Source organism: Lysinibacillus sp. FSL P2-0066, assembly GCF_037969495.1.
Classification (GTDB): Bacteria; Bacillota; Bacilli; order Bacillales_A; family Planococcaceae; genus Lysinibacillus; species Lysinibacillus boronitolerans.
The window spans coordinates 1,016,203-1,035,065 of sequence record NZ_CP150202.1 but is presented as its reverse complement, the minus strand read 5'-3'; the positions used below and the strand labels follow the sequence as shown (position 1 = coordinate 1,035,065).

The following is an 18,863-nucleotide window of genomic DNA, read 5'->3' as shown; positions in this document are numbered from 1 at the left end:
ACCTCCCCTCAAATGATTATACAAAAAATCAGCGTATATGCCTAATTGAAATTACATGACCATACCGCCATCAATATGAAGTGTTTGCCCAGTCATATAATTAGCGTCATCCGATGCTAGGAAAGCTACTGCTTTTGCGATATCCTCTGGCTGACCAAGTTTCGCAAGAGGAATTTGTGTTAGCATACCTTGTTTGATATCCTCTGGCAATTGTTCTGTCATTTCTGTTTCGATAAAACCTGGTGCAATAGCATTAACTAAAATATTACGAGAAGCTAATTCCTTTGCCGTCGTTTTTGTTAATCCAATAACACCTGCTTTCGCCGCAACATAGTTGGCTTGACCAGCATTACCCGCTACACCAACGATAGAAGAAATATTAATGATGCGCCCTGCACGTTGCTTCATCATTTGACGTGTGACCGCTTTCGTACAAAGGAAAACACCTTTAAGGTTGGTATTTAATACATCGTCCCATTCGTCTTCTTTCATACGCATGATCAAGTTATCTCTTGTAATACCAGCATTATTAACTAAAATATCAAGGGAACCGTATGTTTTCACTGCAGCATCCATTAAAGCTGTAACTTCTTCGGTCTTTGAAACACTAGCTTGCACAGCAATTGCTTCGCCACCGTTTTCTTGAATCATCGCCACTACTTCTTCTGCTTTTGCCTGTGAGCCACTATAGTTCACAACAACCTTAGCACCTTCTTCTGCAAGCTTTAAAGCAATAGCGCGTCCGATTCCTCTTGAAGCTCCCGTTACAACGGCTACTTTTCCTTCTAATTTACGCATTAATTGACCACTCCTTCGACGCTTCTAAAACTGCTTCTAACGAAGCTTCATCATAAACACAATAGGCTGCAACAGAGCGATCAATTTTTTTCAAGAGACCGCTTAATACTTTACCTGGTCCACATTCGATAAAGACGTCAACACCTTGCGCAAGCATTTCGCGCATAGAAGCTTCCCATTGTACAGCACTATATACTTGTTCAACTAGCTCTTGTTGTATTGCTGCTACATCTTTTAATTCCTTCGCCATCACATTGCCAATCACAGGTATTTCAGGTGCGGAAAAAGGAATTTCTGCCAATGCTGCTTGCAGTTTCTCTGAAGATGGTCGCATCAAATCAGAGTGGAAGGGACCACTTACAACTAAAGGTATTGCTCGTTTTGCACCAGCTTCTTTAGCAGCAATGCTTGCTTTATCTACACCTTCTTTCGTACCCGAAATAACAATTTGTCCTGGACAATTCACATTAGCCACCTGAACAGAGTCACCCGATGCCGACACCTGCTCTGTTACCTCGTTCAATGCCTCTAGTTCCATTCCTAAAATTGCCGCCATTGCGCCTTGACCTGCTGGCACAGCTTCATTCATATAAAGACCTCGTTTATGCACGATTGACACAGCATCATCAAATGACATAACGCCTGCTAACACCAATGCACCATATTCTCCAAGTGAATGACCCGCTGCGTAGTGTGGTTGAATACCTGCTGCGCGTAACTTTTCAGCCACCATTACACCAGTAGTAAGTAGCGCTGGCTGTGCATGATATGTCAGTGTTAGCTCTTCTGCTGGACCCTCTAACATTAATTTAGATAATTCAAACTGAAGAGCTTGATCTGCACGATCATAAAACGCTTTACTTTCTACAGCATTTTCAACAAACTCTCGACCCATTCCAACTACCTGCGATCCCTGTCCTGGAAAAATAAATGCTATTTTCGTCATTTGAATAATCCCCTTTGCTTAATCAATTTCTATGTGACGTACTGTCTCCGTAATCGTCGAAATAACGGTATGCTCTACCATCGTATTGGCTTGTCGAATGGCACTGAAAATCGCTTTTGCATTTGATGATCCATGTGCCTTAATAACAGGTGCTTGTAAGCCAAACAATCCTGCGCCACCATACTCTGTATAATCCATTTTATTTTTCAAGTCACGTAAATTATTTTTCATGAGCGCTGCTGAAATTTTCGTTTTCGTTGAAGACATAAAGGCATCTTTTAACATAGAAAATAAAGCACCCGCCGTCCCTTCAATAGACTTCAATACCATATTTCCTGTAAAGCCATCCGTTACAACAACATCAGCTACGCCTTCAAGTAAATCACGTGCTTCTACATTTCCAATAAAATTCAAATCTGCTTCCTTCAATAATTCGAAGGCAGCTTTTGTTAATTCATTCCCTTTTTTATCCTCGGTACCGATATTTAATAAGCCAATACGTGGTTTTTGTATACCTCCAACCTTTTTAGCATAAATATCACCCATAATGGCATATTGCACTAAATGCTCTGGTCGAGCATCTGCATTTGCCCCTAAATCAAGCATTAAAAACCCTTTACCATCTAGCGTTGGTAGCGTTGTAGCTAATGCTGGTCGGGCTATTCCCTCAATGCGACCTACTTTAAATAGGCCACCCGCCATTAAGGCCCCTGTGTTCCCTGCAGAAAGGCAAGCATCTGCTTTACCCTCTTCTACTGCATCCATCATACGCGCCATTGAAGAATCCTTTTTTCTACGAACAGCACGGGCAGGATCATCAGTTCCTTCTACTACTTCCTCACAATGTATAACCTTTAATCGATCGTGTTGTTTTAAAAATGGTTCCAGCTTATCTTGATGACCATATAATTGGATTTCTAAGTTTGGAATTTGCTCTAATGCTAAAAATGCACCTTCAACAACTGATTTTGGTGCGTTGTCTCCACCCATTCCATCAAGCGCTAATTTCATTGTTACTCACCTTTACCTTTCGTGCGGTACATATCAAATTCACCAACAAAAACGGTTTCACCATTAACAGTAGATGTTACCTCGACTTTTGTACGATGTTTTTGTTCATCTCGTCCGATAACAATCGCTTTTGTAATAACACGATTTCCAGCTCGTACAGGTTTCACAAACGTAATATTGGAATGTACGGTTAATGCTAGTTCGTCATCAATTACTGCAACCGCTAATGAATTTGCTTGCGCAAACAAATGATGACCACGTGCGATGCCATTACGCTGAAACACATGCTCTTCTTGTACATCAAAAATCGAGAGTGCTCGATGATCTAATTCAATATCTACAATCTCACCAATGACCTCATCAATCGGGAGAGATTTTACTTCATTTTCATAGCTTTTTGAAGCAACATCTTTAATTCGCTCGCGTAATTCTGGTATTGATAATTCCATACGGTCTAAACGAATTGTTTGGACACTTACCTGAAACTGTGTTGCTAGCTGTTCATCTGTGACGAATGGATTTTCAGCTATCGTTTCAGATAGTAGTCGCTGTCGCTCTTTTTTCGTTCGTCTCAACTTCATCCGCCACCTTTTGAGTTGTTATTAGCACTTGGTACTAATATCAGTATATAGAGTATAAAAAAAGAATGCAAGACTTGTTTTGAAATCAAGTACTTACATTCTTTCTTTGCTAATAAGCTTCACACATTAATCGAAGCGCTCTCCTTGTAAAACGCCAGTATCTTCTAGCATTTTACGCAAGTATTGATAGTCGTCATCCTGCCAAAACGCTTTTGTTTCAAGCATCTCTGCAGCATCTTTTCTAGCAGTCTCCAGAATACGATAATCATGTACTAAATCAGCTACTTTAAAATCTGGTAAACCACTTTGCTTTCTACCAAAAAAGTCTCCTGGTCCCCTTAATTCAAGATCTTTTTCAGCTAAACGGAAACCATCATTTGTTTCCGTCATTGATTGCATACGTTCTTTTCCCTCATCAGACTTAGGGTCAGCAAGTAAAATACAGTATGATTGATGCTCACCACGTCCAACACGGCCTCGAAGCTGATGCAATTGTGCTAAGCCAAAGCGTTCAGCATCATAGACTATCATAAAGGTAGCATTCGGTACATTTACACCTACCTCTACAACGGTTGTAGAAACTAAAACCTGAATAGTCCCTTCACTAAAAGCACGCATAACCGCATCTTTTTCATCAGCTGATAAACGCCCATGCATTAAACCGACATGGTAACGATCTTTAAAATAAGTCGCTAGCTGCTCATAAATTTCCACAGCATTTTGAACATCAAGCTTATCGGATTCCTCGATAAGTGGACAAATCGCATAGGCTTGTCTTCCAGCCGCTAATTCTAATTCTAGTTTAGATAAAACGGAGCCGAATTGCTCTTTCTTCATCCAATGCGTTTCAATCTGTTTACGCCCTGCCGGCATTTCATCAATCATCGATACATCCATTTCCCCAAATGCAGTAATAGCTAATGTTCGTGGTATCGGAGTAGCTGTCATAAAAAGCACATCGGGATTCTCCCCTTTATCACGCAAAATACGTCGTTGCTCCACACCAAAACGGTGCTGTTCATCCGTGATGACAAAGCCTAGCTTATGAAAAACAACATCTGGTTGGATTAACGCATGTGTACCAATAACAATATCAAGCTCTCCATTTGCCAAATCAGCTAATAGGACACGTCGCTCCTTTGTTTTAGTGGACCCAGATAACAGTGCAACACGAACGCCAAATGGTTGGAACCATTCTTGCAAGTTCTCTAAGTGTTGTTCTGCTAATATTTCAGTCGGTGCCATTAAGGCTCCTTGAAAACCTGCTGTTACGGCCGCATATAGCCCTATTGCTGCTACGACCGTTTTACCTGAACCTACATCCCCTTGTAGCAAGCGATTCATTCGGTGTGGTTCCTTCAAATCCTTACAAATTTCATTCACCACACGTTTTTGGGCATTCGTTAATTCATAGGGTAATGAAGCGATAAAATCCCGTAATTTATGCACATCAAATTGAATAACTGTACCGTGTTCACTATCCTTCCTAATTTTCCGCAAAGCTTGAATACGCAATTGAAAGTTTAATAGCTCCTCATAGGCAAAACGTCTTCTTGCTTGTTTAGCATGTCCAGCATCCAACGGAAAATGAATACCCTCCAAGCCCTCTCTTATTGAAACGAGCTTATACGACTCTTGTAAATATTGTGGAATGGTATCTGGCAACATGGCCCCACAGTCATCTAACACTTGTCGCATATATTTACGAAATCTTTTTTGGGGGATCAAACCTTTCAGACTATAGACAGGCTCAAAGTCAACTTGATCCGTTTTAGGACCAAATGTAACTGAAGTGCCATTGATAACTTGTCTACCACGATCCCATTTACCAGTCACCGTAATAATAGAACCAGGTACAAGCTTTTGCTTTAAATAGCCCTGATTGAAAAATACGACTTTCACTAAATGTCTTCCTGCTAAAACAGTTACTTGGAGTCTTGACTTATTGCGGCCTAAAAATAAAATCGTAGGCTCCCGCTCCACCTTACACTCAACTGTAACCCGTTCGTTATGTGGCGTTTGCGTTAAATCTTTTAAACGAAAATCTTCATGTCGATGTGGGAACGTCCATAATAAATCAGCTATTGTATTGATTCCTAGTGATTCAAGATGGGCTGCTGTTTCTTTCCCGACGCCTTTTAATTCATTGACGGGTCCATATAATTCAGTCACCTTATCCCACAACTCCCTTCATTGATTGTTTATGTAGTGTTTATTACCTCTCTATCTAATGTACCATAAATTATTTCCCTAACCCTACACATAAGCAAAAACCCTACCAATGATTGATAGGGTTAAACTACATCATTTATATTTCCTAATAATATCAATAAAGAGCTTTATGGCATCAGGGAAAACATCTTCATCTAAATCAAACCTTGGATGATGATGAGGATATTGGCTTTTCTCACCGCCCATTCCGACAAATATAAATGCACCAGGTTTATGCTTTAGATAATAGGAAAAATCCTCACCACCCATAACTGGATCGACAAGCTCAAATACATCCTTCCCAAATTCTTCACAAATGATAGATTCCACAAAGCGAGATTGCCGAGGATCATTGATAAGTGGAGGTGTCCCTATAATAAAGTCGATTTTCCCCTCCGCTCCAAACGAACGGCAAATCCCTTCTGTTAAACTCACCATCTTCGTTTGAATCGTAGCTACGGTTTCTGGTGTTAATGCCCTAATCGTTCCTATTAATTTTGCTGTGTCTGGAATAATGTTATACGTTGTTCCTGCTTGGATATTGCCTACTGTTATAACGCCAGCATCTAGAGGATTAATAGTTCGACTAATGATACTTTGAAATGCTTGCATTAAATGGCTTGCAATATAGATTGGATCAATCGTTTCATGAGGCATTGAGCCATGTCCACCATGACCTTGAATCTCAATTTCAAAATCATCAACAGAAGCCATCATTGGTCCATGTGTTAATCCAATTTTCCCCTTCTTTAAACCCTGCCATAAATGGATACCAAAAATAGCATCGACACCTTCTAGCACGCCGTTTTGAATTAAGTAATCTGCTCCACTTGGTGTAATTTCCTCAGCTGATTGAAAAATAAGCATTATATTTGGCTCAATTTCTTTCTTATTTCTAGCTATCCATTCTGCAACTGCTAATAAGATGGCTGTATGACCATCATGTCCACACATATGAGCCACTCCTGGCTTTTGGGAGATATATGGCTTATCACCTTCTTCAACTATCGGTAATGCATCTATATCGGCCCGTAAAGCAATCGTCTTTGTACCTTTTGTCCCTTGAACCATAGCTACTACGTTTGGGGAATCATACGCTAATATTTCTATTTGAAGATGTTCTAATCTTTTGCGAATAAATTGACTTGTTTCAAATTCCTGACCAGAAAGCTCTGGATATTGATGAAGATAACGTCGATCTTCTATTGCTTGTTTTGCTAAATATTGCAAATCTATTTCCACTAAAAAAACTCCTTTTATTTTCCTTTAACGCTCTACATAAGAAAAATTCCCCTGAGGTCCTATGCAGATGACTTGCCACTACTATTCCTTGTACTTATTTCATTATACTAAAATCTTTCTTAACGAAATCAACATAAAAACATGCTACCTATTTAGATAGCATGTTTCTTGTTTTTATTGAAGGGCTTTAATACTCTGTAAGCCACCATTTTCAAGAATGGCTTTACTGATCGCCTTACCTGTTGGAGTTGCTGCTAGACCGCCTCGTGCCGTCTCTTTAAGATTAGGACTCATAGATTGTCCGATGCGATACATAGCACCAATTACTTCATCACATGGAATACGACTTGTTACACCAGCAAGTGCCATATCCGCTGCTACAAGAGAATTAGATGCACCCATTGCATTACGTTTAACACAAGGTACTTCAACCAAGCCAGCTACGGGATCACAGACAAGACCTAGCATGTTTTTTAGTGTAATGGCAAATGCTTCTGAACATTGCTGTGGCGTACCTCCAGCCATTTCGACAATAGCAGCAGCAGCCATACCTGCAGCTGACCCAACCTCTGCCTGACATCCGCCAGCAGCTCCAGAAATGGAAGCGTTATTGGCTACCACAAATCCAAATGCTCCTGACGTAAATAAATAACGAATCATTTGCTCACGTGTTGGATTTAGTTTGTTTTTTACAGCAAATAGTGTTCCTGGTACTACACCCGCCGAACCTGCTGTTGGTGTTGCACAGATTGTGCCCATTGCCGCATTTACTTCATTAGTTGCAACCGCTTTACTTACTGCATCTAATAATAAGTCACCTGAAAGTGACTTTCCTTGCGCAATATAATTTTGAAGCAATACGGCATCCCCACCAGTTAGACCTGTTACTGATTGCACACCTTGTAATCCACGTTCAATTGCTTCTTCCATTACCGTCAGATTTCGATCCATTTGCTGGATGATTTCTTCACGCGTTCTACCTGTGATCAATATTTCCTGTTCAATCATAATTTCTGATATTAATTTTTCTTCTTTCTCTGCTCGTTCAACAAGTTCACGAACATTATGAAATAAAACGTCCATCACGGGACACCTCCTTAGTTATTAATTTTTGAGACCTTTGTAATATATGGAATTAAAGATATTTGCTGTAGCACCTTATCCTCAATGTTTTGATCAACTTCAATGACCATTAAAGCAGTTAAACCACGTTCGATACGTGAAACCTCCATATGCCCAATGTTGACTTCATGCATTGCCAAGCAATTGGCTACATTGGCAATACAGCCTGCACGATCATCATGAACAACAAGAATAGCTGGCATGCCACCAGTTAAACGTAACTTAAAGCCATTGACTTCACTAACTTCAATTTTTCCGCCACCAATCGAAATACCGACTACTGACATTTCCCCTTCATCGTCTCCAATGACAAGTCGAGCCGTATTTGGATGCTCCGTATTAGCTGTTTCAGGAATAAATTCGTATGTTAATCCTGCTTTTTTGGCATCTTCAAATGCCGTTTTAATACGATCATCAAATGTATCGTAATTTAATAAGCCTCCTACAATCGCAACATCTGTACCATGCCCTCTATACGTTTCTGCAAATGATCCATATAAATGAATTTTCGCCCATTTAGGTTGTCTACCAAATAAATCCCTTGCAACACGCCCGATGCGAGCTGCTCCTGCCGTATGAGAGGAGGAAGGCCCAATCATGACTGGTCCAATAATATCAAATACTGAAGTAAACTTCATACAAACACCCCTCTATTCTATTCGTATAATAATATTTATTTTTATTTATATCATGCTTGATAGTTACTATAAAAGTAAAGCATTTAATTTATCAACTTTCAGAAAATTACCACTACTATAATTTATAGTAAATATTTATGCTTCTTTATTGTCCGCACCATATATACACAACTATAAAAGCGTTGACATTCCAATATTTCCAAATTTTATATCCTGTGGGTACGTACATTGAATTATTCATATTTAGTACGTTTTTAATAAATTTAATCCAACATTCTCTTTGTAGCATAAACAAAAGCAGTACACGTTTTGTGCACTGCTTTCTTTACGGAATAGCAAAGTAGCATGTAATTATTCTACTGAAATAATATATGGATATAACCCTTGTTTGCCATCAAATAATTCAACTTCTACATCTGGATAATTCTCTTCTATGAAAGCTACCAACTCAGATGCAGCTTGTTCAGTTGTATCTTCACCATAAATGACTGTAACAATCTCAGCATCTTCATCGACTAAATCCTTGATTACTTTTTCAGCTGCATCCTTTAGTGCTGGTGTAGAAAGGACAATTTTACCTTCTGCCAATGCCATAAAATCATCTTTGCGAATTTCAACACCATCAATAGATGTATCACGCACTGCATAGGTAACTTGACCTGTCTTCACATTTGCAAATGCGTCTGACATTGTTTTTTTATTTACATCAACAGCCGCCTCTGGATTAAACGCTAAAATCGCTGCCATTCCTTGAGGAATCGTCTTAGTAGGAACAACTGCTGCATCAATTTCTAATAGTTCAACCGCTTGCTCTGCTGCCATCACTATATTTTTATTATTCGGTAAGATTAATACTTTTTCTGCCCCGATTTCTTGTACAGCTTTCACGATATCTTCAGTTGAAGGATTCATTGTTTGACCACCTTCAATGACATAGGAAGCACCGATAGAGCGCAATAAATCTGCTACACCCTCACCCATAGCAATCGTGACAATAGCATACGGATGCTTTTCTACTTTTTTGGTAGGCGTTGGCGCTTTATGTTCTTCACCCACGATTGCTGAATGCTGCTCACGCATATTATCGACTTTAATTTTTATAAGACTACCGTATTTTTGTCCAATCGATAGGACAGAACCCGGTTGCTCGGAATGGATATGAACCTTCGCAATTTCCTCATCTGAAATCACAAGTAAAGAATCACCTAAAGGATTTAGCTCATTACGGAATTGTTCCTCATTAAAAGGTTCTTTTCCATCTTCTAAGCGTACCATGATTTCTGTACAGTAGCCAAATTCAATATCGGCAGTGTTCATGAAATCTTGCGCTCTATGATGTTCTGCATTGATTAAATCATCAAGTGTCGCATCATTTTTCTCAGGAAGAGCCTCACCTTTCAAGGAAGCTAAAAATCCTTCATACACAAATAATAAGCCTTGACCACCACTATCTACCACACCGACTTCTTTTAAAACAGGTAGTAGGTCAGGTGTACGATCCAACGATGCCTTTGCCTCTGCTGTAAAAGCTTCCATTACGGCAATGATATCGTTTTCAGTTTCTGCTACTTCTACACCTTTTTTCGCAGCTTCACGTGCTACTGTTAATATCGTTCCTTCTACTGGTTTCATAACAGCTTTATATGCCGTATCGACACCTGCTTGGAAGGCTCCAGCAAAGCTCTTTGCATCAATCGTTGACTCTTTTTCAATAAACTTCCCAAAGCCACGGAATAATTGAGATAGAATAACGCCTGAATTTCCGCGCGCTCCCATTAACAAGCCCTTTGATAATGCCTGTGCTGTTTTACCAATATGCTCTGAAGCAGCATGCTCTGTTTCTTTTGCACCAGATGTCATCGATAAGTTCATATTTGTACCTGTATCACCATCTGGAACTGGGAAAACATTTAATGAATCTACATAATTTGCATTTTGGTAAAGGTGATGCGCACCCATTTGTACCATTTCAGCAAACTTTATACCGTCTAAAGACTGCATTCGATTTACTTCCTCCTCTTAATTCGCTACACGAACGCCCTGTACAAAGATATTGACAGATTTTACGCTCATACCTAATGTTTTATCTACTGTATATTTCACTTTCGATTGTACTTGATAAGCCACTTCCGAAATTTTTGTCCCGTAACTAACAATAATGTACATATCTATATGTAAATCGTCGTCCTGTTGTCGAATTACAACACCTTTTGCGAAGTTTTCTTTACGTAAAATATCAGTTAGACCATCACGAATTTGATGTTTAGATGCCATGCCAACAATACCGTAGCATTCTACAGCAGCTCCACCAGCAATTTGTGCAAGTACATCTGTTGAAATATCAATTTGGCCGAATTCATTGTTTAATTCAATTGACATAGAAATGCCCCCTTGGCTCTTTTTGACTAAACTATATTGTAACACTTCCGTTATAATTTAAGCAACCTAAGGGGGTATTGAAAGGCTTCATAGCAACGTTTTCTGACTTTAAATAGACGCATTTGCTTCTTCATCAAATATGGCCATTTTACAATAATAGTTATTTCGTCCGTTTTGCTTTGCCAAATACAACGCTTGGTCAGCTAATTCACAACATGTTTGTACATGCTCATTTTTTGCGATTTTAGCCTGACACATGCCAATACTGACCGTAACTTGTTGGGCAATAGTAGATTGTATATGTGGAATATGAAGTTGTCGAATTCCTTCTAAAATTTCTTCACACACAGGTTCGGCAAACTTGTGAATCTGCTGGCTTATCATAACAAATTCCTCGCCTCCCCAACGGGCAACAAATGCATCATACTTCCCTGCAATTTCTTCCAATAGAGAGGCGACTTTGACAATTGCTGCATCGCCTTGTAAATGTCCATAGTAATCATTAAATTTTTTAAAGCAATCAATATCAATCATTATGACTGTTAAAGGTTGCGTTTGATGAAGTTGCTGTGCTATCTTATTCAATTTTTGATTAAATGCACGTCGATTAGGTAGATTCGTTAAAGAATCTTTTAATGCTTGCTCTGCTAATTCATTATTTTTAATAGCCAACAATTCTGATAGTCGCTTCGTTTTGGTCATTTCCTCATTCAATAAAATATGCTGGATATGGATTTGTTTACGAACCTTATAGGTCTGATATTGAATCATTACACCAATAGGTATTAATAATGACATGGGTAATATAATTTTTATATTTTCACTCGATATTCCAGCACTCATATATGCACTCACAATAATGGCTGATGCAGAAAGCAAAATAATCCAGACAATTTTTCGTAAAGGTAATGCGAATACTGTACAAATAATGATTAAAATAACCTCATACAATGCTGCATGACGGAAAAAGTAAACATCCAATACCGATATCGCAGTAATCAATAGCATTATTGTGTAAATATAAACAACAACCAACCGTTCATACTTCTGTATATTTAAAGGAGTAATATGAATTCGCTTTTCTCTGATAAACAATAATACTGCAACATCTATATAAAACATGGCGATATGAATGGCAATATAGACGGGAACCATGGCTCTTTCCGCCTTCACAAAAAATACCTCTCCATAATGTATTACCGAAATAATGACTGATACATACATGAGTGTCCAAGCAACTATTCTCATCCCTTTTAAATTCGACTGAACCATTTCTTCGCGAATAAAAAAAGCTATTTTTTCTTGATTTTCCATCATGCTCGCTCCTCATGCCCACTTTCAAATAATTATAATGTCCTATATGTATCGTCATGATAATGAAAAATACAAGTCAATCTAAATTTTTTTGATAAATAAAAAAGTTGATACCTTTATAGCATCAACTTTTTACATTGTATTCAATTAAATATCAAAAAATTTATCTAGCTAAAATAGACTTTTAATAAGCGTATCAATCATAACAGGCATCTCTTTAAACGCACTATCCACATGCAATCGTTCTGTTTTTTGGTGGGCATCCTTCCCAAATGGACCGACATTTAAGACAGGACCTTGTAATGCCGTCATTTCTTTGAATGGAATATGATACGTATCGCCCCATACTGGTGTGTTTCGTTCAAATGCTAGCCACTCATTGGATGCATCTGAATAGTTGACATAGCTTAAATCACAGATTCCGTTAAAGTAGTGGATCTGCTCCACCTCAATATCAAATGTTTGAGCTGTTTGCTTCATTAATTCAATCGACTGTTTCACTAATGGATGGTTGGATGAATTAATGGCTGGATAGTAAGGTGGTGCATATAACAGAACTGTGGCAGGTGCTAATTCCTGACAGCGAATCATGAGCTGATCCACAATACGAATGGATTTTTCACGATCATCCCATGCACGATGCTGCTGAACCTGGTGCTTAATCGCTTGTACTTCCTCAGCTCCTAACTTATGGATCGCATGCTCCAATAAGGCCTCATAGCGTAAAACCTTTACCTTGCCCACCCCCTGCACATTTTCTCGTGTACAAATGGCCTGATAGTGTGCATTGCAAGCAGCCATAGCCTGTAACGCAACTTCCTCAAAAATAGCCATCACCTCTGCCGCTGTCCGTTTTAATAAAAAGACATTGTAAAGTGCCGCCGCACGGTATGGTGTTTGTGTAGAATACTCCATTTTTAAATCTTTTAATTGTAGAGAGACGGGTAGTGGTGTGCTTTCGCCTAAATCTGTTTCACGGAAAAGGGGATTCCACTCCATATGCTGTGTCATATAGGAAGCGATAAAGGGGGCCGTCATCCCTTTTAATGGCTCACCAACATGTGTCTCTTTTCCGTAGAACAAAGCAGCAGGCATGATTTTACCAATTGTACCTGAATAAATATATTCATTCGTATCCGAAGGCCCTTGTGAAAACGATGGCTCACTATTTAAAAATAATTTATAGGTTAAGCCATGCTGTTCCCGCAGTCTCACCAGTTCCACAACAGCCGCTCTCATACCAGCAGAGTTGACTTCCTCATCAGGAACCGTCGTTAAAATCAAATTAATCGGCCATTGCTCAAAGCTTGCCTTTTCGATCAGCTGCATGTGTAAGGCAAGACCCATTTTCATATCCATTGTGCCGCGTCCAAATAAGTAATTCCCTGACTCCAGGTCAATGCGAGCTGCCTCTGGTAAGTCTTTTAGGTATTTAGGTTCTAGGAGCTTTTTCGTTAGTTCTTCTGGAGAAAAGGCTAACGGCTCTAGTTCACCATATTCCTCCGTATGCACCGTATCAAAGTGACTGATTAACACAACGGTTTCTGTTGCCGTTGGATGCTTATAGAAGGCTGTCACTGCATTTCTGCCAAGTCCTGCATCATGTAATTCAATCAAGTCTGGGTGCTTCTCAAAATATGGAAGCGTTAACAATTTATCTTTTAGTCGAAAGGCAAATTTATTTTCACCCTCCGTTAATGTACGGCTTTCCCAGCTCACAAGTTCACATAATAGGGCACGTAGTTTTTCGGGTGTATCCCACATAAAAGTATTCATGATTTTTTCTCCTTTTACTCCCATTCGTTAGAGGTACGATTAACGAACTTCTAGTGTTTCTTCACTTTTGCTATCTGTAGCAGCAGTCGCCGCTTTCTTTAATTTAAATTGATAAAAAATCATACAGGCAATAAAGAAGCCAATCCCGTATAGTAAACCAATCCTTTGCGTTGGATCAAACGCTAAAAATACTAAAATTAAAACACAAAAGATTATACAAAATACTGGAATCAACGGGAATAGTGGTGTTTTAAATTTTAGATCAGCCACATTTCCTCCCGACTTCACATAGCGATAACGGAACATTAACTGAGAAGCACATATCCCCATCCATGAAATTGTGACAGATATACCTGCTACCGACATTAGTAATACAAATACAGCATCAGCTTCCATTACACTAGTTAATAAAGATAAGAGTGAGAATACCATCGTAAAAATAAGCGCATTTAAAGGTACTTTATTTTTCGTTAATCGACCAAATAACTTGGGCGCCATCCCCTCTTGTGACATGGAAAATAATAAACGTGTTGATGCATATAAACATGAATTACCGACTGATAAAATAGCTGTCAAAATAACAAAGTTCATGATACCAGCTGCATATGGTACACCAGCTAAATTCATTAACGTGACAAATGGACTTTCCATAAGCCCAAGCTCTGATGCTGGGAATATTGCCGATAATACAATAATGGAAGCAATATAGAAAACGATGATTCTAAATAGAATTGTACGAATCGCTCTAGGAATATTTTTTTCAGGGTTCTCGGTCTCCCCTGCTGCAATACCCACCAGCTCTGATCCCTGATAAGAAAAAATTACATTCATCATTGTGACAAAAATAATCGTAATACCTGCTGGGAATAAACCAGAAGGTGCTAAATTTGTGAGATGTGGAGTAGGACGATCTGCTAATGGAATTAAACCAAAGATTGCTGCTCCACCAATAATGATAAATGCAATCACTGCAACAACTTTTATACTAGCAAACCAGAACTCTGCTTCAGCAAAGCCCTTCGTTGTTAAAGCATTTAAGACAAATAAAAGAACCATAAACACAGCACACCATATCCAAATTGGTACACTTGGAAACCAATGCTGCATTAAAATACCTGCAGCCGTAAATTCAACGCCTGCTGTGGCAGCAGATCCGACAAAATACATCCAACCTAATGAAAAACCGGCTGAAGGACTAATGAAACGTGTTGCATAAGTTTGGAAAGAACCTGTAACAGGCATGTAAACAGCCAATTCCCCAAGACAATTCATGACCATAAACAAAATTAAGCCACCAAATAAGTAACCAATCAGTGCACCGCCGGGTCCTGCCTGGTTAATGGTATAGCCTACATTTAAAAATAAGCCTGTTCCAATAACACCCCCAAGTGAAAGCATTAACAAGTGACGACTTTTCATCGAACGCTTTAATTGATTATTGTGAAGCTGATCCCCTTTATTCAACATCCATCCCTACTTCCCATATAATGTAAAAATATTAAATATTCTGATATTTTAAGAATGAAAGTACCCAATCAATTTTCTCTTTTAAATTGATTGGGTATTGTTAGATTTACTTAAAAACGTAATGATAAACAGCTTAAACCACCATCGTGTTTTCTAAATTCAGACATATCAAGTTCAATAGTTTGATAGCCCAGGTCTAGTAATTTACGATTTGTTTCTGGATAGCCAGCTGGAATAATAATATAATCATTTACTTGAATACAGTTAGCTGAATATTCATCCTCTTTAGGAATCACGATTTTTTCGTAAGATTCAAATGCAGGATGATCGACAAATTCACCAGCTAGCACCATACGATTGTTCCCAACATAGGCAATTCCAGTTTTTAAATGGAAGAATTCTTTTAATGGGATAATAGTTGCTTCATAACCTTCTTGTTCAACAATCTCTTTAAATTGCTGAGCGCCTTCTTCATTTGTGCGTTCTGAGATCCCTACGTAAAACTTTTTCTCTGCTTGTAATACATCTCCACCATCAAGTGTTCCAGAACCTTTAATATAGTAAATTTTTTCATAGAATTGTTTTACAGCTGGTTCGATTTCTTCAATTTCGCGGTTACGAGCCGCTGCTCCAGGATTCGATATAATAGCAAATTCAGCCGTTAATACAGCTGTATCCTCTACAAATGTTGAATCTGGAAATGCTTCATTTGCTGGTAATTGTGTTACTTCAACACCACATTTTTTTAAAGCCTCTACATAGTGTTCATGTTGTTCAAATAATTTTTCTAAAATGGGCTTTCCTAAATCACTAGTCGTTAAACCGTTTACAAAACTATTTCCTGGATTTTTAACAATAACATTTTTAAACATATTCATCTTCTCCTTTATCCTCTTACTACTGGGCAAGTTAGGCAAGTCGGCCCACCTGTTCCTTTAACAGTAATTTCATCGCCTTTATATTCGTACACAGTTGCTCCAGCATCAAGTAGCTGTTGCTTTGTTTCTTTGTTGCCTTGAGGAATTACACAGACCCTTGGTGCAAGCGCTAACACATTACAGCCTAACGAATCGTATTCATCTTTAGGTACTTCTACTAGCTGGATGCCACGCTCAATTAGCAGTTGTCTGAAAAATACTGGCATTAAGCGCGAATGCACAACAGCTAAATCTTGGTCTACCATACTTATGAAAGACATTAAATGTAAACACTCAGCTTCACCAAGATCATGTGGTAGCTGTACAACTATAAATTCATCTACCAAATCGGCTGTCATATCCTTTAACTGACGAATGGCTTCATCATTTGTTCGATAACCTCTGCCCACAACGAGCGTTCGATCATCTAGCCAAACAATATCTCCACCGTCCGAAACTGCCTCTCCTGTTAGTTCACCGATTACGGGAATACCCTTTTGCTGTAAAAAATCCTTGTATACTCCTGCTTCTGGCTGTCTTAATTTTTTGCCCGATTTCAGTATAATGGCACCATTTGGTGTGAATTTAACTGGATCATGTGCGTAGAGAGAATCTAATCCTACTTCTTCTGCTATTGGCAGATAATCAATGGTTTCAACATACTTTTCAAGAATCCCAATAAATTCAGCGTATTCGCTTAGAGCTTCTTCATAATTAGGCTCTGATAAGTAGTTAAATGTTTTCCATTCCTCACTAAGATGTGTTTGGCTTCGAAAAGCATCTTTTGGATCTTTTACAATAACGTGTTTCAAAGGTGCATACATTGATGAACAATAATGCATTCCTTTCACCTCATTTCCGTTTAGTGGAAAACGTTTCCGTTAAGAGGAAAGTTTATATGAAGAATATATTCGTTTTATGCTATACTGTCAATATATTTAGAAAACTTTTATTTTTCTTTTAATCTAAATTGCATTCACTCTTGGAAAAAGAGCTGTATTCGCATTCATTAAAAGAATCCCTTTGAAGCTTTCTTGAATTAAAATACAGTCTTTGTTTAGGCTACAGATTCGTTCGGGAATATTGGAACTAGACGTAGATGGAGAATAAAAATAAAATAGGATGAAGGGAGGTGGGACAAATGCAATTATTAGAGCGGGCAATGACCATTGCCAAGGTTTTAGCTGCCGATGCAAACGACAGTAGCTTGTCCATTTCAGAGCTTTCTACAAAATGCGATTTACCGCTAAGTACTTTACATAGAATTTTAAAAGCCATGATTAAACAAGGGATGATTGAGCAAGATGAGCAGACTAAACATTATCGGCTTGGAACCATATGGATGGAACTTGGCTTACAGGTGTATGATACGATGGATTATATTAGCAAAATTAGACCTGAGTTAGAACGATTAGCCAGAGAGGTTGAAGAAAGCGTCTATTTAAGTAAACCAGCTGGATTAGATACGATTATTATAGAACGGATAGACAGTGCAGCAAATCCGATTCGTATTTATGATCAGCTAGGGATTCGCATACCTATGCATATTGGTGCGGCCAATAAAGCCATACTTGCCTCAATGTCAGCGATACAATCAAAAGAAATACTAGAGCAACTAGTAACTAAAGATGAAATGGCCGAATTAGAGGAACAGCTTCACCAAATTCGACAACAAGGCTATGCAATAAGTCACGGAGAACGAACTGCAGGTACTTCCTCCATTGCCGTCTCTGTTTTAGATGGTTTTGGTGAAGTGATAGGAGCAGTCAGTATTGGTTTTGTAAACTTTAATGTCTCTCAAGATCATATTAATACATTAATTGAGCGATTAGTTGATACTGGTAGACGTGTATCGCTGAAACTTGGTTATCGAGGAAAAGGATAGGAGAACTATTCCCCAATAACTTCTCTACTTTTCATAAACGTTTTATGTCTGTAAAGGTTTTTTTCTTGAAAGGTTATGTGAAAACTGTTGCACTGAACGCCATCGTATGTTAAATTATTATGGTATGTGAAATACCGAACTGAAATAATAATCTTTCAGCATCAACAGTAAGGAGGGAATACAACATGCCAAAACAATGTGTAATCACTGGACGTAAAGCTCGTACTGGTAACAACCGTTCCCACGCTATGAACGCTAACAAACGTACTTGGGGTGCTAACCTTCAAAAAGTTCGTATCTTAGTTGACGGTAAACCAAAACGTGTATGGGTTTCTGCTCGTGCATTAAAATCAGGTAAAATCGAGCGCGTTTAATCGCTGCTTCTAAAAAATCGATTTCGCATTGAGCGCAATCGATTTTTTTCTTGATTAGTATTCTATAAGAAAGTAAAAAATCCGACTAACATTAGTCGGATTTTTTTACTTTCTTATCTTTCTTAAATAGGTTAATACACGTACGCGTGATACTACTCACGAATTTCGGCAATTGGAACGTATATACTTTCAGGACTCTCTC

The 18,863-nt window shown here is 38.6% G+C and carries 18 protein-coding genes; 2 read left to right on the top strand and 16 right to left on the bottom strand.

Going from position 1 to position 18,863, the window contains the following annotated elements; genetic code table 11:
* Window positions 1-51: 51 nt before the first annotated feature.
* The 15 genes from fabG to MKZ14_RS04805 form a co-directional block, all read right to left on the bottom strand.
* Window positions 52-798 (bottom strand): 3-oxoacyl-[acyl-carrier-protein] reductase, encoded by a 747-nt coding sequence (gene fabG / locus MKZ14_RS04875; RefSeq protein ID WP_016994910.1) that lies wholly within the window; start codon window positions 796-798, stop codon window positions 52-54.
* Window positions 791-1,744 (bottom strand): ACP S-malonyltransferase, encoded by a 954-nt coding sequence (fabD, locus tag MKZ14_RS04870; RefSeq protein WP_016994909.1) that lies wholly within the window; start codon window positions 1,742-1,744, stop codon window positions 791-793. Before fabD ends, fabG begins: the two co-directional genes overlap by 8 nt.
* 18 nt (window positions 1,745-1,762) lie before the next feature.
* Window positions 1,763-2,755 (bottom strand): phosphate acyltransferase PlsX, encoded by a 993-nt coding sequence (gene plsX, locus MKZ14_RS04865; protein ID WP_036080522.1) that lies wholly within the window; start codon window positions 2,753-2,755, stop codon window positions 1,763-1,765.
* Window positions 2,756-2,757: 2 nt separating this feature from the next.
* On the bottom strand, window positions 2,758-3,330 hold the full coding sequence (gene fapR, locus MKZ14_RS04860) for a transcription factor FapR (RefSeq protein WP_016994907.1): 573 nt from the start codon (window positions 3,328-3,330) through the stop codon (window positions 2,758-2,760).
* A gap of 132 nt (window positions 3,331-3,462) precedes the next feature.
* Window positions 3,463-5,508, bottom strand: coding sequence for an ATP-dependent DNA helicase RecG (recG, locus tag MKZ14_RS04855; RefSeq protein ID WP_016994906.1), 2,046 nt, complete (start codon window positions 5,506-5,508; stop codon window positions 3,463-3,465).
* A gap of 132 nt (window positions 5,509-5,640) precedes the next feature.
* The gene (locus tag MKZ14_RS04850; protein WP_333005794.1) at window positions 5,641-6,789 is read right to left on the bottom strand and encodes an amidohydrolase; all 1,149 of its coding nucleotides are present in this window, start codon (window positions 6,787-6,789) and stop codon (window positions 5,641-5,643) included.
* A 174-nt stretch (window positions 6,790-6,963) separates the two neighbouring features.
* Window positions 6,964-7,872 carry an L-serine ammonia-lyase, iron-sulfur-dependent, subunit alpha gene (sdaAA, locus tag MKZ14_RS04845; RefSeq protein ID WP_036080527.1) on the bottom strand — a complete coding sequence of 303 codons (909 nt, stop codon included), beginning with the start codon at window positions 7,870-7,872 and terminating at the stop codon, window positions 6,964-6,966.
* A 14-nt stretch (window positions 7,873-7,886) separates the two neighbouring features.
* The gene (gene sdaAB / locus MKZ14_RS04840) at window positions 7,887-8,549 is read right to left on the bottom strand and encodes an L-serine ammonia-lyase, iron-sulfur-dependent subunit beta (RefSeq protein ID WP_036080529.1); all 663 of its coding nucleotides are present in this window, start codon (window positions 8,547-8,549) and stop codon (window positions 7,887-7,889) included.
* Window positions 8,550-8,900: 351 nt separating this feature from the next.
* Window positions 8,901-10,550, bottom strand: coding sequence for a DAK2 domain-containing protein (locus tag MKZ14_RS04835; RefSeq protein ID WP_036080531.1), 1,650 nt, complete (start codon window positions 10,548-10,550; stop codon window positions 8,901-8,903).
* 18 nt (window positions 10,551-10,568) lie between these two features.
* Window positions 10,569-10,928 carry an Asp23/Gls24 family envelope stress response protein gene (locus tag MKZ14_RS04830; protein ID WP_004269431.1) on the bottom strand — a complete coding sequence of 120 codons (360 nt, stop codon included), beginning with the start codon at window positions 10,926-10,928 and terminating at the stop codon, window positions 10,569-10,571.
* A 108-nt stretch (window positions 10,929-11,036) separates the two neighbouring features.
* Window positions 11,037-12,242 carry a diguanylate cyclase gene (locus MKZ14_RS04825; RefSeq protein ID WP_312124006.1) on the bottom strand — a complete coding sequence of 402 codons (1,206 nt, stop codon included), beginning with the start codon at window positions 12,240-12,242 and terminating at the stop codon, window positions 11,037-11,039.
* Window positions 12,243-12,413: 171 nt separating this feature from the next.
* Window positions 12,414-14,018 (bottom strand): M20/M25/M40 family metallo-hydrolase, encoded by a 1,605-nt coding sequence (locus tag MKZ14_RS04820; RefSeq protein WP_339280644.1) that lies wholly within the window; start codon window positions 14,016-14,018, stop codon window positions 12,414-12,416.
* A gap of 39 nt (window positions 14,019-14,057) precedes the next feature.
* Window positions 14,058-15,485 carry an amino acid permease gene (locus MKZ14_RS04815; protein WP_115673205.1) on the bottom strand — a complete coding sequence of 476 codons (1,428 nt, stop codon included), beginning with the start codon at window positions 15,483-15,485 and terminating at the stop codon, window positions 14,058-14,060.
* A gap of 110 nt (window positions 15,486-15,595) precedes the next feature.
* The gene (locus tag MKZ14_RS04810; protein ID WP_333006755.1) at window positions 15,596-16,357 is read right to left on the bottom strand and encodes an arginine deiminase family protein; all 762 of its coding nucleotides are present in this window, start codon (window positions 16,355-16,357) and stop codon (window positions 15,596-15,598) included.
* Window positions 16,358-16,371: 14 nt separating this feature from the next.
* Window positions 16,372-17,244, bottom strand: a complete 873-nt coding sequence (locus MKZ14_RS04805; protein ID WP_333006754.1) for an arginine deiminase family protein — start codon at window positions 17,242-17,244, stop codon at window positions 16,372-16,374.
* Between the two features lie 299 nt (window positions 17,245-17,543).
* Between MKZ14_RS04805 and MKZ14_RS04800 the strand changes: the two genes are divergently transcribed.
* Both MKZ14_RS04800 and rpmB read left to right on the top strand, forming a co-directional pair.
* Entirely contained in the window at window positions 17,544-18,287 is a 744-nt protein-coding gene (locus MKZ14_RS04800) for an IclR family transcriptional regulator (protein WP_016993568.1), read from the top strand.
* A 185-nt stretch (window positions 18,288-18,472) separates the two neighbouring features.
* The gene (gene rpmB / locus MKZ14_RS04795) at window positions 18,473-18,661 is read left to right on the top strand and encodes a 50S ribosomal protein L28 (protein ID WP_004227417.1); all 189 of its coding nucleotides are present in this window, start codon (window positions 18,473-18,475) and stop codon (window positions 18,659-18,661) included.
* Window positions 18,662-18,752: 91 nt separating this feature from the next.
* On the opposite strand, the gene spoVM is transcribed toward rpmB, so the two are convergent.
* Complete coding sequence (spoVM, locus tag MKZ14_RS04790) at window positions 18,753-18,854, bottom strand: stage V sporulation protein SpoVM (RefSeq protein WP_099805045.1); 102 nt, start codon at window positions 18,852-18,854, stop codon at window positions 18,753-18,755.
* Between the last annotated feature and the right edge of the window lie 9 nt (window positions 18,855-18,863).